This window comes from Kitasatospora sp. NPDC001159, from assembly GCF_053598235.1.
Genome location: NZ_JBSFJV010000026.1, coordinates 50,438 through 63,370, shown reverse-complemented (window position 1 = coordinate 63,370; position 12,933 = coordinate 50,438). Strand labels below are relative to the sequence as shown.

The following is a 12,933-nucleotide window of genomic DNA, read 5'->3' as shown; positions in this document are numbered from 1 at the left end:
GGCCGCCGTCGCGTTTCCGCTTCGGACTACAGCGTGCCCGGCCGCACGAGCCCGCTCTCGTAGGCGTACACCGCCGCCTGCACCCGGTCGCGCAGCTGAAGCTTGGTCAGCACATGGCCGACGTGGGTCTTCACCGTCGTCTCGCTGACGAACAGCTCCGCCGCGATCTCCGCGTTCGACAGCCCGCGCGCCACCAGCTTCAACACCTCCAACTCCCGCTCGGTCAGCGCGCTCAGCGCCTGCGGCGGCGCCTCGTCGCCCGACGGCAGCTTGGTGGCGTACATGTCCAGCAGCCGGCGGGTGATGCTCGGCGCCAGCATCGCGGCGCCGTCCGCGACCACCCGGATCGCCTGCACCAGCTCCTCCGCCGGGACGTCCTTCAGCAGGAAGCCGCTGGCGCCCGCGCGCAGCGCCTCCACCACGTACTCGTCCAGGTCGAAGGTGGTCAGCACCAGCACCTTGGCCGGGCCGTCCCGACCCGGACCGGCGATCCGGCGGGTCGCCTCGACGCCGTCCATCCGCGGCATCCGGATGTCCATCAGCACCACGTCGGGCTGCAGCGCCCGCACCTGGTCCAGCGCCTGCTGACCGTCGCCGGCCTCCCCGACCACCACCAGGTCGGACTCGGCCTCCAGGATCATCCGGAAACCGGTGCGCAGCAGCGGCTGGTCGTCGACCAGCAGCACTCGGATCGTCACTAGGACTCCTTGCTCATCGGATCCCCCGTGGGATCGTTCTCATCCGACGTACGTGCCAGCGGCAGCGGGTACGGCGGCGGGGTGCCGCCGAACTCCGGGCAGCTGGCCTGGTGGTCGCACCAGTCGCAGAGGCGGTTGCGGGTGGCCGGGAAGTCCCCGGTGGCCACCGCGTGGCTGATCCGCTCCCACAGCGCCTGCAGCTTGCGCTCCACCGCGAGCAGGTCGGCCTGGTCCGGGTCGTAGCTGACCACGTCCCCGCCCCCGCCGAGGTAGACCAGCTGGAGACGCTTGGGGATCACACCCTTCCAGCGCCACACCACCAGTGCGTAGAACTTCATCTGGAACATCGCCTTGCCCTCGAAGTCCCGCGAGGGCGCCCGGCCGGTCTTGTAGTCCACCAGCCGGACCTCACCGGTCGGGGCGACGTCCACCCGGTCGATGTAGCCGCGCAGCAGCAGCCCCGACTCCAGGGCCGTCTCCACGTAGAGCTCGCGCTCCACCGGGTGCAGCCGGGTCGGGTCCTCCAGCCGGAACCACTGGCCGACCAGCTTCTCGGCGTCCGCCAGCCAGCGGGTGAGCGCCGCGCCGTCCGGGTCCTCCGGGAACAGCGAGCCCAGCTCCGGGCGCTCGCCCAGCAGCCGCTCCCACTGCGGGCGCAGCAGGCCCAGCGCCCGCTCCGGCGTCCGCTCGGCCGCCGGGCTGTCGAACAGCCGCTCAAGCACCGCGTGCACCAGCGTGCCCCGGGTCGCCGCCGCGCTCGGCGGCTCCGGCAGCCGGTCGATCACCCGCAGCCGGTACAGCAGGGGACAGGTGAGGAAGTCCCCCGCGCGGGACGGGGACAGCCCGGTCGGGGGCGCCGCCGGGCGCGCCGGGGCTTCGGCGGCACTGCTGGTGTCGGTCTGCTGCATGCCCACGACCCTATTGCCCTTTGCTGTCATCCCGCTGCCACCGTGCTGCCACACCCGCCGACACGGTGTCCGCCGGGGTCGCTCCGGTGCCGGTCCAGTGGGTATGAAGGCTGACAGAGGGGCGCGCGGCGCCGGAGGGCCGAGATCACGTAGCGTGGGCGCACCGGGGGCACGACGGTGGGATTACCGAAGGGAACACGGTGAGCGACAGCAGGGGGCAGCAGACTTCCGACCAGCCACCGCAGGACGGCGGACGCCCGGGCGGGCAGCCGCCGGAGCGCGGCGGCGGTCTCCTGATGGGGCGCCCCTTCGGCGTGCCCGTCTACGTCACCCCCTCCTGGTTCGTCATCGCCGCTCTGATCACCTGGGTGTTCGGCGGCCAGCTCGGCGACGTCCTGCCCGAGCTCGGCAGCGGCGTCCGCTACCTGCTCGCCTTCTTCTTCGCGGTCGCGTTCTACGCCTCCGTGCTGGTGCACGAGCTGGCCCACACCCTGGTCGCGCTGCGCTACCGGCTCGGGGTGCGGCGGATCCAGCTGCAGTTCTTCGGTGGCGTCTCCGAGATCGAGAACGAGGCCGAGACGCCCTGGCGGGAGTTCTGGCTGGCGTTCGTCGGCCCGCTTCTCTCGCTGGTCCTCGGCGGGGTCTTCTACCTCGTGCTGCGCGCCGTCGAGCTGTCCACCGTGCCCGGGGTGCTGCTCACCGGCCTGATGGTCTCCAATCTGGTGGTCGCGGCCTTCAACCTGCTGCCCGGGCTGCCGCTGGACGGCGGCCGGATGCTACGCGCCGTGGTCTGGGCGGTCAGCGGCAGGCCGATGACCGGCACGGTGGCCGCCGCCTGGGTCGGCCGGGTGCTGGCGATCGTCGTGCTGGTCGGCCTGCCGCTGGTCAGCGCCTCCGGCGGGGCCGAGCGCACCACCACCGACACCCTGGTGGACGCGGTGCTGGCCGCCGTGCTGGCCGCGATCATCTGGAACGGCGCCACCGGCAGCCTGCGCAACGCCCGGCTCAAGGAGGTGCTGCCCGAGCTGCGGCTGCGCGACTTCGCCCGCCGGGCCGTCGAGGTCAGCGCCGACACCCCGCTCGGTGAGGCGATGCGCCGCGCCCGGGAGGCCCAGGCCGGCGCGGTGGTCGTGGTGGACGGCCGGGGCGAGCCGATCGCCATCGTCCGCGAGTCCGCGGTACGGGCCGTACCCGAGCACCGCCGCCCGTGGGTGGCCGTCGGCCCGCTCGCCCGTGACCTCGAACCCGGACTGCGGCTGGACGCCGACCTGCGCGGCGAGGCGCTGCTTCGGGCCGTCCAGGCCACCCCGGCGGGGGAGTACCTGGTGGTCGAGGCGGACGGCCGGGTGTACGGCGTTGCCGCGCTCACGGACATCGAGCAGCGCCTGACCGCGGCCGTCACCGGCCGCTGACTCGTACCCTGCTCGGGGCCCGGTGAGGCGGGACGGTCCGCTTCCCTTAGGATTGGGCGCATGTCCGAACCGACCGGTGCCGCCCGCCGACGCGGGCCCTTCCAGGTCGGGGACCAGGTCCAGCTGACCGACCCCAAGGGTCGCCACTACACGTTCACGCTCCAGGCCGGGAACCAGTTCCACACCCACAAGGGTGCGTTCCCCCACGACGAGCTGATCGGCGCCTCCGAGGGCACGGTCGTGCGCACCACGGGGAACGTCCCGTACCTCGCGCTGCGCCCCCTGCTCCCCGACTACGTCCTGTCCATGCCGCGCGGCGCCGCCGTGATCTACCCCAAGGACGCGGGGCAGATCCTGGCGATGGCCGACATCTTCGCCGGCGCCCGCGTCGTCGAGGCCGGCGTCGGCTCCGGCGCGCTCAGCATGTACCTGCTGCGCGCCGTCGGCGAGCAGGGCATGCTGGCCTCCTACGAGCGCCGCCAGGACTTCGCGGACATCGCCCAGGGCAATGTCGAGCGCTACTTCGGCGGCCCGCACCCGGCGTGGAAGCTGACCGTCGGCGACCTCCAGGACAACCTGGTCGAGACCGACGTCGACCGCATCATCCTGGACATGCTGGCCCCCTGGGAGTGCCTGGACGTCGCCTCCAAGGCGCTCGTCCCCGGCGGCCTCATCTGCTGCTACGTGGCCACCACCACGCAGATGTCGCGGACCGTCGAGGCGCTGCGCGAGCACGGCACCTTCACCGAGCCGCAGGCCTGGGAGACCATGGTCCGCACCTGGCACCTGGAGGGCCTGGCCGTCCGCCCGGACCACCGGATGATCGGCCACACCGGATTCCTGCTCACCGCCCGCCGCCTCGCGGACGGCGTCGAGCCGCCGCTGCGCCGCCGCCGCCCGGCCAAGGGCGCGTACGGCGAGGACTACGACAACGGGGCGCCCGAGCCGAGCCTGCAGGAGCGCGCCGCGGCCCGCAAGGCCGCCCGTGACGCCGAGTCCGAGCAGCCCGACCTGGGCTGAGTCCGTACCTGAGAGAAGGGGCGGTGCGAGCGTCCGGCTCGCGCCGCCCCTTCCTTGTCCGGCCGGCGCGCCCTTCGACTCCCCGGCCGACAGTCCGTGGGCACCGTGTGGGACGATGCTCGCTCACGCAGACCAGCTCCTGGAGCTCTGGAGGGGACGCCTGGTGGAGACCGCGGTCGGGACGACGGCGACGGCTGGACAGCAGACACCGCGGGGCCGCACCCGGCCCGGTCGCGCGCGCACCGCCCCCTGGCACTGGGCCCTCGCCCTGGCAAGCTGCGGCGCGGTGGTGGCCGCAGCCCTCGCCGCCTCCCCGGCGACCGGCGCCCCGGTGCCCGCCCGCGGCGGTACGCCCAAGGCCCTCGCCGCGAGTGCCGTCCCCGACCCGGCCAAGGCCCAACTGCCGCTGGACTGCGGCCCGTTCCCGGTCAAGACGGTGCTCAGCGTGCCTGCGGAGCTCGGTGACGGCCGGCCGGGCACGGTCGTCGCCGCGCACTGCGCCACCGAGACCGGCACCCCGCCGGACTCCGTCTACCTGCTCGGCTTCGGTGCCGGCGAGCGCCCGGTGGTGGTCGCCACCCTGCTGACCGAGCGCGAGAACCTCACCCTGAGCCGGCTCGCGGTGCGCTCCGACGGCGCCATCACCGGCCACGCGCAGGGGTATTCGAGCGATGACGTGCCGCGCTTCCGGCCAGACATCTCACTCGCCCTCACCTGGACGCGCAAGGGCGGCGGCTGGGAACGCTCCCAGACCGCCGCCCCGGTCAGCCAGATCTGACGCCCGGCCTGTACAGGGCCCTACGACCTCACTCCGCGTCCGGGCCGTACACCTCGACCCGGTCGGCGACCCGGCGCACGTGGATGCAGTCGCCGGGGCACTCCTTCGCCGAGTCCACCACGTCCTGAAGGAGCGTCAGCGGCACCGGGGCGGTCTCCCCGGGCTGCTGGCGCAACTCCTCGTCCGGGCCCTTCACGTACGCCAGTCCGTCGATGTCCAGCTCGAAGACCTCGGGCGCGTACTGGGCGCAGATGCCGTCGCCGGTGCACAGATCCTGGTCGATCCACACCTCCAGCTCCTCGGTCGCCGCCGTCTGCTCGGTCACCGACATGGTCCCCTGCCGTTTCTGTCCCGGGTCGCCCCTATTCCTGGAGCAATCCCGCCATTCGTACAACGATCGGACCCCGCACTGCGGTCGCGATCGGATATCACTTCGCTCGACGATACATCTGGCCCGCTTTGAGAGGTGCGCGCTGGGTATCCCCTTAGCAGAGGGGAAGCACGCTGGGGCGAAGATCGGACACGCCCGTTCCATCTTTCTTGATCTAGGGGTTTACGGACCCCTGGTCCCAGGTAGGGTCTGGAAGCGTCCAGCTCCCCGGAGGAGGTGAGGACCGTGGCAGCCCACGATGACGACTACAACCGCAGCACCGGCAGGCCCGCTCGTGGTTCCGACGAGGCCGCTCAGGTCTCGTACCTTGAGCAGGAAATCGCCGTCCTGCGCCGCAAGCTCGCCGACTCGCCGCGCAATTCGAGAATCCTCGAAGAGCGGATCGTCGAGCTCCAGACCAACCTGGCCGGCGTGACCGCCCAGAACGAACGGCTCGCCTCCACCCTGCGCGAGGCCCGCGACCAGATCGTGGCCCTCAAAGAGGAAGTGGACCGGCTGGCACAGCCCCCGGCCGGCTTCGGCACCTTCCTCGAGGCGAACGAGGACGACACCGCCGACATCTTCACCGGCGGGCGCAAGCTCCGCGTCAACGTCAGCCCCAACGTCGCCCTGGACGAGCTGCGGCGCGGCCAGGAAGTGATGCTCAACGAGGCCCTCAACATCGTGGACGCGATGGCCTTCGAGCGCATCGGCGAGATCGTCACCCTCAAGGAGATCCTGGAGGACGGCGAGCGGGCCCTGGTCCTCGGCCACACCGACGAGGAGCGCGTGGTGCGCCTCGCGGAACCGCTGCGCGGGGCCACCGTTCGGGCGGGGGACGCCCTGCTGCTGGAGCCGCGATCCGGCTACGTGTACGAGGTCGTGCCGAAGGCCGAGGTCGAGGAGCTGGTCCTCGAGGAGGTCCCGGACATCGACTACTGCCAGATCGGCGGCCTGAGCAACCAGATCGAGCTGATCCGTGACGCGGTCGAGCTGCCCTACCTGCACGCCGACCTCTTCAAGGAGTACGAGCTGCGCCCGCCCAAGGGCGTGCTGCTCTACGGCCCGCCCGGCTGCGGCAAGACGCTGATCGCCAAGGCGGTCGCCAACTCGCTGGCCAAGAAGGTCGCCGAGGTGACCGGCCGCCCCCAGGGGAAGAGCTACTTCCTCAACATCAAGGGCCCCGAGCTGCTCAACAAGTACGTGGGCGAGACCGAGCGGCAGATCCGCCTGGTCTTCCAGCGGGCCCGGGAGAAGGCGGGCGAGGGCACGCCCGTCATCGTCTTCTTCGACGAGATGGAGTCGCTGTTCCGCACCCGCGGTTCGGGTGTCAGCTCGGACGTGGAGAACACCATCGTCCCGCAGCTGCTCGCCGAGATCGACGGCGTGGAGGGGCTCGAGAACGTCATCGTCATCGGCGCCTCGAACCGCGAGGACATGATCGACCCGGCGATCCTGCGGCCCGGCCGCCTGGACGTCAAGATCAAGATCGAGCGCCCGGACGCCGAGGCCGCGAAGGACATCTTCTCCAAGTACCTCAAGGACTCGCTGCCGTTCCACCCGGACGACCTCAAGGAGCACGACGGCTCCGTCGAGGCCACGGTGGCGGCGATGATCCAGTCGGTCGTGGAGCGGATGTACTCCGAGACCGAGGACAACCGCTTCCTGGAGGTCACCTACGCGAACGGTGACAAGGAGGTCCTCTACTTCAAGGACTTCAACTCCGGCGCGATGATCCAGAACATCGTCGACCGCGCGAAGAAGATGGCCATCAAGGACTTCCTCGACCACGGTCAGCGGGGTCTGCGCGTCTCCCACCTGCTCGCCGCCTGCGTGGACGAGTTTAAGGAGAACGAGGACCTGCCCAACACCACCAACCCGGACGACTGGGCCCGCATCTCCGGCAAGAAGGGCGAGCGGATCGTCTTCATCCGCACGCTGGTCACCGGCAAGCAGGGCGCCGAGTCCGGCCGCTCCATCGACACTGTCGCCAACACGGGGCAGTACCTGTAAACACGCGGTTACCCGGGCCGACAGCGGTCCCCGGAGCTGTACGCACACCGTCCGGCTGTGGCGCCTCGCGGCCCCGCAGCCGGACGGCGCGTCTCGGGGCCCGCCGGTCGGCGCCGGGTTCTAGGCTCGACCCACCGTCCGCGGGCAGATCGCCGGCGTCGGTGTTGTTCAGCGGTACGTCAGCGTGTTCCGTCCGTCGGGGGCGGTGCACCGGGCAAGGAGGGCCGCATGACCGTACGGCGCGTGATGGGCATCGAGACCGAGTACGGGATCTCCGTGCCCGGGCACCCCAACGCCAACGCCATGCTCACCTCGTCCCAGATCGTCAACGCGTACGCGGCGGCGATGCACCGGGCACGGCGGGCCCGCTGGGACTTCGAGGAGGAGAACCCGCTGCGCGACGCGCGGGGCTTCGACCTCGCGCGCGAGGTGGCGGACGCCAGCCAGCTGACCGACGAGGACATCGGCCTCGCCAACGTGATCCTCACCAACGGGGCCCGTTTCTACGTGGACCACGCGCACCCCGAGTACAGCTCGCCCGAGGTGACCAACCCACGCGACGGCGTGCTGTGGGACAAGGCCGGCGAGCGGATCATGGCCGCCGCCGCGCAGCGCGCGCTGGAACTGCCCAACGGCCAGAACATCCACCTGTACAAGAACAACACCGACAACAAGGGCGCCTCCTACGGCACCCACGAGAACTACCTGATGAAGCGGGCGACGCCGTTCGCCGACATCGTCCGTCACCTCACCCCGTTCTTCGTCTCCCGCCAGGTGGTCACCGGCGCCGGCCGGGTCGGCATCGGCCAGGACGGCTCGGCGAACGGCTTCCAGATCAGTCAGCGGGCGGACTACTTCGAGGTCGAGGTCGGCCTGGAGACCACCCTCAAGCGGCCGATCATCAACACCCGGGACGAACCGCACGCCGACGCCGAGAAGTACCGCAGGCTGCACGTGATCATCGGGGACGCCAACCTCTCCGAGATCTCCACCTACCTCAAGCTGGGCACCACCTCGCTGGTCCTGTCGATGATCGAGGACTCCTTCATCGCCTCCGACCTCGCCGTCGACCAGCCGGTGCGCACCCTGCACCGGGTCTCCCACGACCCGACCCTCAAACACCTGATCACCCTGCGCAACGGGCGCAAGCTCACCGCCGTCCAGCTCCAGCTGGAGTACTTCGAGCTGGCCCGCAAGTACGTCGAGGACCGCTTCGGCACCGACGCCGACGAGCAGACCGTGGACGTGCTGACGCGCTGGGAGGACGTCCTCGGGCGGCTGGAGCGCGACCCGATGTCGCTGTCCAGGCAGCTGGACTGGATCGCCAAGCGGGAGATCCTGGAGGGCTACCGCAGCCGGGACACCCTGGAATGGGACAACCCGCGGCTGCACCTGGTCGACCTCCAGTACAGCGACGTACGGCCCGAGAAGGGCCTCTACAACCGCCTGGTGGCCCGCGGCCGGTTCGATCGGCTGGTCTCCGAGGAGGAGGTCGAGCGGGCCGTCTCCAAGCCCCCGGAGGACACCAGGGCGTATTTCCGCGGCCGTTGCCTGGAACAGTACGCGGACCACGTCGCGGCGGCCTCCTGGGACTCGGTCATCTTCGACCTGCCGGGCCGGGACTCGCTGCAGCGGGTGCCCACGCTGGAGCCGCTGCGCGGCACCCGCAACCACGTCAAGGAGCTGCTGGACCGCTGCCGCACGGCGGAGGACCTGCTCCGGGTCCTGTCCGGCGGGTAACTTTTTGATCACCACGGGTGAACGTCCGCCGAATGGGAATCATCCGGGGTGGCAGCGGGTGTTGGACAGGAAGCGCCACCGGCAAACCGGGAGCGGTAGTCGCGCGTTGTGTATAGGGTCGGTGCCAACCGGCAACGACCGACCGACCAAACCGTGCCAGACGATTCGAGCGGGGTGAGGGAAATGGCGAGCAAGGACACCGGCGGCGGCCAGCAGCGGGCAAACCGTTCCTCCGAGGAGGTCGAGGAGCAGGTCGCGGAAACCGAGAATTCCGACGACCTCAAGGAGCGCCAGGAAAAGCTGAGCGACGACGTCGACGCGGTGCTGGACGAAATCGACGAGGTTCTCGAGTCGAATGCCGAGGATTTCGTCCGGGGATTCGTTCAGAAGGGTGGGCAGTAGTCCGCCCCCGGTATTCGGGAATTCACGGTCGCGACCGTCCGTGGCGGTCGGGCGGTATCGGCCGCCCGGCCGCCCGGCATCGGCCCCTCCACGCGTGGACAGTGATCGTCGGCGGGTAGGGTGCGGGCATCGCGCGCTTCAAGCTACCTGGAAGGAATCGTGTGGAAGCCAACACTCGTGGCACCGGGCGTCTACCGGCTGCCTTCCTGACCCCGGGGTCGTCATCGTTCCTCGACTTCCTCGCCGAGCACCGGCCGGAGCTGATCCCCGGCCGCAACGGGCTCCCCGAGGGCGCCGTGGTCGAGGCCCCGCACGGGACCACGATCGTGGCCGCGGTCTTCGACGGCGGCGTGGTGATCGCCGGTGACCGCCGGGCGACCATGGGCAACGTCATCGCCCAGCGCGACATAGAGAAGGTGTTCCCGGCCGACGAGTACAGCGCGGTCGGCATCGCCGGCACCGCCGGTCTCGCGGTCGAGATGGTCCGGCTGTTCCAGCTGGAGCTGGAGCACTACGAGAAGATCGAGGGCACCACGCTCTCCCTGGAAGGCAAGGCCAACCGGCTCACCAGCATGATCCGGGGCAACCTGGGCATGGCGATGCAGGGCCTCGCGGTCGTGCCGATGTTCGCCGGCTACGACCTGGACCTCGGCCGCGGCCGGATCTTCAACTACGACGTCACCGGCGGGCGCTCCGAGGAGCGCGGCTTCGCCGCCACCGGCTCGGGCTCGGTCTTCGCCCGCGGCTCGATGAAGAAGCTCTACCGCGACGACCTGACGGCCGACCAGGCCGCCACCCTGGTCGTCCAGGCGCTCTACGACGCGGCGGACGACGACTCCGCCACCGGCGGTCCGGACCTGGCGCGGAAGATCTTCCCGATCGTCTCGCTGATCACCGAGGACGGCTTCCGCCGGCTCACCGAGGCGGAGGTCAGCGAAATCGCCGTCGCCGTCACCGGCGAGCGCCTGGCCCGCCCCAACGGTCCGCAGGCCCCGCTGATCTAGCCACCACCTCACAGGAAAGGGACGACCGCCGGTGTCGACACCGTTCTACGTCTCGCCCCAGCAGGCCATGGCGGACCGCGCGGAGTACGCCCGCAAGGGCATCGCGCGCGGCCGCAGCGTGGTCGTGCTCACCTACGCCGACGGCATCGTCTTCGTCGCGGAGAACACCTCCAGGGCCCTCCACAAGGTCTCCGAGATCTACGACAAGATCGCCTTCGCGGCGGTCGGCCGCTACAACGAGTTCGAGAACCTGCGCATCGGCGGCGTCCGCTACGCCGACCTGCGCGGCTACTCCTACGACCGGGCCGACGTCACCGCCCGCGGGCTGGCCAACGTGTACGCCCAGACCCTGGGCACCATCTTCTCCTCGGTCGGCGAGAAGCCGTACGAGGTCGAGCTGATCGTGGCCGAGGTCGGCCGCACCAGCGACAACGACCAGATCTACCGGCTCACGCCGGACGGCTCGGTCGTGGACGAGAAGAACTACGTGGTGGTCGGCGGCAACGCCGACTCGATCGGCAACTACCTGGGCCAGCGCCACCGCACCGGCCTGAGCCTCACCGAAGCGGTGAAGGTGGCCGTGGACTCGCTCGCCCGCGACCCCAATGGTGGCAGCCCACGCACCCTCACCCCGGAACAGCTGGAGGTCGCGGTCCTCGACCGCCAGCGGTTCCAGCAGCGCAAGTTCAAGCGGATCCTGGGCAACCAGCTCGTCCGGCTGCTCGACGGGGACCAGTCCGCCGAGGCGGACGACGAGGAGAACCCGGCGGACACCACGCCGTCGGACGAGTAGTACGGCGGAGTCCCGTACGGCGGCGGCCGCCCGCCGTCGTACGGGACTCCGATGCCCCTGCGGTGGCCTACGAGACCTCGCGGAGGTTGAGAGACCTCCGGACCAGAATGGAGTGCTCGTGACTCCTTCCCAACGGCTAGAGCCGTGGAGCTTCAAGCCGGCCTGACGGCTGGCTCCGGACAAGCCCTGCCCGCTGCCTGACGGCAGGTGATCAGGCTACTACGCTGTGTCGCTCCGCGATGCCAGTTTCAGGATTCGATTCGACCACTGGCTGAGGTCGGTGGTTTCCCTCGAAAGAAGGTGCTCATGGACCGCCGGATTTTCGGGCTGGAGAACGAGTACGGCGTGACCTGCACGTTCCGCGGGCAGCGACGGCTGTCGCCGGACGAGGTGGCGCGGTACCTGTTCCGCCGGGTCGTCTCCTGGGGCCGCAGCAGCAACGTCTTCCTGCGCAACGGCGCCCGGCTCTACCTCGACGTCGGCTCCCACCCCGAGTACGCCACCCCCGAGTGTGACGACGTCGTCGAACTGGTGACGCACGACAAGGCGGGCGAGCGCATCCTTGAAGGACTCCTGGTGGACGCCGAGCGACGGCTGCACGAGGAGGGCATCGCGGGGGACGTCTACCTCTTCAAGAACAACACCGACTCGGCCGGCAACTCCTACGGCTGCCACGAGAACTACCTGGTGGCCCGGCACGGCGAGTTCTCCCGGCTGGCCGACGTGCTGATCCCGTTCCTGGTCACCCGCCAGCTGATCTGCGGCGCGGGCAAGGTGCTGCAGACCCCGCGCGGCGCGGTGTACTGCGTCAGCCAGCGGGCCGAGCACATCTGGGAGGGCGTCAGCTCGGCGACCACCCGCTCCCGTCCGATCATCAACACCCGGGACGAGCCGCACGCGGACGCCGAGCGCTACCGCCGGCTGCACGTGATCGTCGGCGACTCCAACATGTCCGAGACCACCACGCTGCTCAAGGTCGGCTCCACCGACCTGGTGCTGCGGCTGATCGAGGCCGGCGTGGTGATGCGCGACCTCACCCTGGAGAACCCGATCCGGGCGATCCGCGAGGTCAGTCACGACCTCACCGGCACCCACCAGGTGCGCCTGGCCAACGGCCGCGAGGCCAGCGCGCTGGACATCCAGGAGGAGTACTACTCCAAGGCCCTGGAGTTCGCCGACCGCAAGGGCATCAACACCGGCACCGTCGCCCGGGTGCTCGACCTGTGGGGCCGCACCCTGGAGGCCGTGCGCACCGAGCGGCTGGACGGGGTGGCCACCGAGATCGACTGGATCATGAAGTACAAACTCATCGAGCGCTACCGCGAGAAGCACCAGATGAGCATGTCCAACCCGCGGGTGGCCCAGATCGACCTGGCGTACCACGACATCCACCGCCGCCGCGGCCTGTTCTACCTGCTCCAGGGCAAGGGCCAGGCGCAGCGGGTGACCAACGACCTCAAGACCTTCGAGGCCAAGTCCATCCCGCCGCAGACCACCCGGGCCCGGCTGCGCGGGGACTTCATCCGCCGGGCGCAGGAACAGCGCCGGGACTTCACGGTGGACTGGGTGCACCTGAAGCTGAACGACCAGGCGCAGCGCACGGTGCTGTGCAAGGACCCGTTCCGTTCGGTGGACGAGCGGGTGGAGAAGCTGATCGCGGGGATGTAGTGCCCCTGCCCCAGTTCGATCGAAGCTGTGTGATCAAGGTGTCGGCCGGCCCCGGTGGTGTCTACCGGGGCCGGACGCATGCCGGGCATACGCTGTCCGTCGAGTCAGGAGAGCCGACTTCGACCGA

The 12,933-nt window shown here is 70.3% G+C and carries 12 protein-coding genes; 9 read left to right on the top strand and 3 right to left on the bottom strand.

All coding sequences use genetic code 11. The features are described 5' to 3' along the window. Nucleotides 1-26: 26 nt before the first annotated feature. Both ACWC9T_RS16185 and ACWC9T_RS16180 read right to left on the bottom strand, forming a co-directional pair. Nucleotides 27-698: a response regulator transcription factor gene (locus tag ACWC9T_RS16185; RefSeq protein WP_350523854.1), complete on the bottom strand. Its 672-nt coding sequence runs from the start codon at nucleotides 696-698 to the stop codon at nucleotides 27-29. Beyond that, nucleotides 698-1,606, bottom strand: a complete 909-nt coding sequence (locus ACWC9T_RS16180; protein WP_449821688.1) for a RecB family exonuclease — start codon at nucleotides 1,604-1,606, stop codon at nucleotides 698-700. Before ACWC9T_RS16180 ends, ACWC9T_RS16185 begins: the two co-directional genes overlap by 1 nt. Before the next feature lie 200 nt (nucleotides 1,607-1,806). On the opposite strand from ACWC9T_RS16180, the gene ACWC9T_RS16175 reads away from it, so the two are divergent. The 3 genes from ACWC9T_RS16175 to ACWC9T_RS16165 all read left to right on the top strand — a co-directional run bounded on the left by ACWC9T_RS16175 (nucleotide 1,807) and on the right by ACWC9T_RS16165 (nucleotide 4,816). After that, nucleotides 1,807-3,018: a site-2 protease family protein gene (locus tag ACWC9T_RS16175; RefSeq protein WP_449821687.1), complete on the top strand. Its 1,212-nt coding sequence runs from the start codon at nucleotides 1,807-1,809 to the stop codon at nucleotides 3,016-3,018. A 60-nt stretch (nucleotides 3,019-3,078) separates the two neighbouring features. Next, nucleotides 3,079-4,038 carry a tRNA (adenine-N1)-methyltransferase gene (locus ACWC9T_RS16170; RefSeq protein ID WP_355669945.1) on the top strand — a complete coding sequence of 320 codons (960 nt, stop codon included), beginning with the start codon at nucleotides 3,079-3,081 and terminating at the stop codon, nucleotides 4,036-4,038. A gap of 115 nt (nucleotides 4,039-4,153) precedes the next feature. Continuing rightward, nucleotides 4,154-4,816, top strand: a complete 663-nt coding sequence (locus ACWC9T_RS16165) for a hypothetical protein (RefSeq protein ID WP_449821686.1) — start codon at nucleotides 4,154-4,156, stop codon at nucleotides 4,814-4,816. A gap of 28 nt (nucleotides 4,817-4,844) precedes the next feature. On the opposite strand, the gene ACWC9T_RS16160 is transcribed toward ACWC9T_RS16165, so the two are convergent. Further along, on the bottom strand, nucleotides 4,845-5,147 hold the full coding sequence (locus ACWC9T_RS16160; protein ID WP_449821685.1) for a ferredoxin: 303 nt from the start codon (nucleotides 5,145-5,147) through the stop codon (nucleotides 4,845-4,847). Between the two features lie 285 nt (nucleotides 5,148-5,432). Between ACWC9T_RS16160 and arc the strand changes: the two genes are divergently transcribed. The 6 genes from arc to pafA all read left to right on the top strand — a co-directional run bounded on the left by arc (nucleotide 5,433) and on the right by pafA (nucleotide 12,806). Next, nucleotides 5,433-7,199, top strand: coding sequence for a proteasome ATPase (gene arc, locus ACWC9T_RS16155; RefSeq protein WP_449821684.1), 1,767 nt, complete (start codon nucleotides 5,433-5,435; stop codon nucleotides 7,197-7,199). A gap of 228 nt (nucleotides 7,200-7,427) precedes the next feature. Then, nucleotides 7,428-8,939, top strand: coding sequence for a depupylase/deamidase Dop (gene dop, locus ACWC9T_RS16150; protein ID WP_449821683.1), 1,512 nt, complete (start codon nucleotides 7,428-7,430; stop codon nucleotides 8,937-8,939). Nucleotides 8,940-9,122: 183 nt separating this feature from the next. After that, entirely contained in the window at nucleotides 9,123-9,341 is a 219-nt protein-coding gene (locus ACWC9T_RS16145) for a ubiquitin-like protein Pup (protein ID WP_396537944.1), read from the top strand. 161 nt (nucleotides 9,342-9,502) lie between these two features. Next, entirely contained in the window at nucleotides 9,503-10,345 is an 843-nt protein-coding gene (gene prcB, locus ACWC9T_RS16140) for a proteasome subunit beta (protein WP_449821682.1), read from the top strand. Nucleotides 10,346-10,376: 31 nt separating this feature from the next. Beyond that, complete coding sequence (prcA, locus tag ACWC9T_RS16135) at nucleotides 10,377-11,138, top strand: proteasome subunit alpha (RefSeq protein ID WP_449821681.1); 762 nt, start codon at nucleotides 10,377-10,379, stop codon at nucleotides 11,136-11,138. Between the two features lie 306 nt (nucleotides 11,139-11,444). Then, a complete protein-coding gene (gene pafA, locus ACWC9T_RS16130; protein ID WP_396249410.1) occupies nucleotides 11,445-12,806 on the top strand; it encodes a Pup--protein ligase in 1,362 nt (453 codons plus the stop codon). The last annotated feature ends 127 nt before the right edge of the window (nucleotides 12,807-12,933 follow it).